This is a genomic window from Mycobacterium heidelbergense (genome assembly GCF_050205645.1).
Classification (GTDB): Bacteria; Actinomycetota; Actinomycetes; order Mycobacteriales; family Mycobacteriaceae; genus Mycobacterium; species Mycobacterium heidelbergense_A.
This window is the reverse complement of the sequence record NZ_JBNMQT010000053.1, coordinates 1-1,665: the sequence shown is the minus strand read 5'-3', so window position 1 is coordinate 1,665 and position 1,665 is coordinate 1. Positions and strand designations below refer to the sequence as shown.

The 1,665-nt window shown below is 72.3% G+C and carries 1 protein-coding gene and 1 pseudogene; both read right to left on the bottom strand.

The window, feature by feature from the left end:
- On the bottom strand, positions 1 to 1,151 hold a 1,151-nt coding region (locus tag ACQI5H_RS24525; RefSeq protein ID WP_427081883.1), incomplete at its 3' end, for a DUF7159 family protein.
- Between the two features lie 165 nt (positions 1,152 to 1,316).
- Positions 1,317 to 1,665, bottom strand: a pseudogene (locus tag ACQI5H_RS24520) (Hsp70 family protein); the annotation flags it as partial.

Genomic DNA, 1,665 nt, shown 5'->3' with positions numbered 1-1,665 from the left:
ACCAGAGGCGGTGCGGGCGGGGCCACCTCGGGTGCGGGCGGCGGCGGCGCGGCCACCGCGGGCGGCGCCTGTGGCGCGGGGCTGGGCGCGGGCAACTGCGCCTCCGGCGGCGGGCTGGGTGCCTCGGCGGGCGCCTGCCGCACCGGGGTGTCAACGCTGACCCCCGGGTCGTGCCGCAGAACGGACGTCGGCGTGTCCGACGTCAGCGAAGCCAGCACCACCCCGGCCACGGCAACACCGACCGCCGTCAGCGCGCTGCCGGCCAGCAGCATGGGCCGGCGTCGCTGCCGTGGCTCGTGGTCGGCGATGTCGTCCAGGGCGCTGTAGGCCAGCGCATCGGCTCCCAACGCGGCGTTGCCGCTGACGTCGAGGTAGGTCGGGGCGAGCGCGCCGGGATTCAGCTCTCCGGTGCCCGGATCGAGCGCATAAGCCAGGGCGGCCGTCGACGACGCGAACAACGGCGCGTTCGCCGACGCCAGCGCCGCGCCGCGGGCCAGCGCCATGTCCGGCTCTTCCGGCGCGATCACGTCCAGCGCGGTCGCCGCGTCGAGCACGGTCTTGATTCCGACGATGTCGACCCCGCAGCCGACGATGAACACGCCGTCCGCCCGCGGCCCCGTTGGGTCCAGGCCGGCGACCATCGCCGCCAGCTCGGCCGCGACGGCGTGCCGGCGGCCGGGCTCCCCCGCTCCCGCCAGGGCCCGTCGATGCAGCTCGACGATCGAGCCGTCGGCAATCTCGACGACGGCCAGCGTCGCGGCGTCGCGTTCGACGAACAGCATCGCGATGCGCTCGTAGTCGATCGCAGAACCCACTGTCTGCGCCAAGGCGGCCGCGGCGAGCAGCGGGGAGACCAGCATGACGCCGCCGACGTCGCAGCGCGCGAGCGCATCGCGCAGCCCCGCGACCTCGACGGGGTCCGTCCAGGTGACCCCCGTCGATGCCAGCCGGTAGCCGCCCTCGGCGGCGCCTTCGCGGGTGCCGACGATGGCTCCGATCACCTGGTCCGCCACCCCGGAAGCCGCCGAGTCCGGTCCCGCATCCACCTCGAAGGCGTCCTCTTCGACGGTCACGCCGTCGCCGGCCTGCCCCTCGATGAGGATCATGCGGACCGTCGTGGGAGCCATCGACACCCCGAGAACGATCTCCAAAATTTGAGCCTCCAAGTCCTCCGCTGCCTCTCGAAGACGCATCTGCAAGACGGCATCTTCGAAAGGGCATTCAAAAGACAGCCCCTGGCCCGAATCGGGGCTTCTTCAACGCTACGCGCGTGCTGCTGCGCGCGCCGCTGGAGTTACTTGGCTCAAAGGGTCTTGCTAATAGCCGGGGCTCAGGAACGGGTTCTGGGCGCCGCCGCCACCCGAATAGTCCGGGTACTGCTGCGGGTACTGGGGATATTGCGGGGCCTGCGGGGTCTGCGGCGCCTGATTCGCCGGAACCGGCACCGGGATGGGCACCGGTAGCAGCGGAACGTGGATCCACTCCGTCGTCATCGGCACCGTCGTGGTCGTCGTGGTCGTCGTCGTAGGCGGAGGCGGCGTCGTTGTCGTCGTCGTAGGCGGCGGAGGCGTGGTCGTGATGGCCGTGGTGGTCGGCGGCTGGGTCGACGTCGGCGGGGGCGGCGGACGATGCGTCGTGACGACCGGAGGCTGCGTCGTCACGACC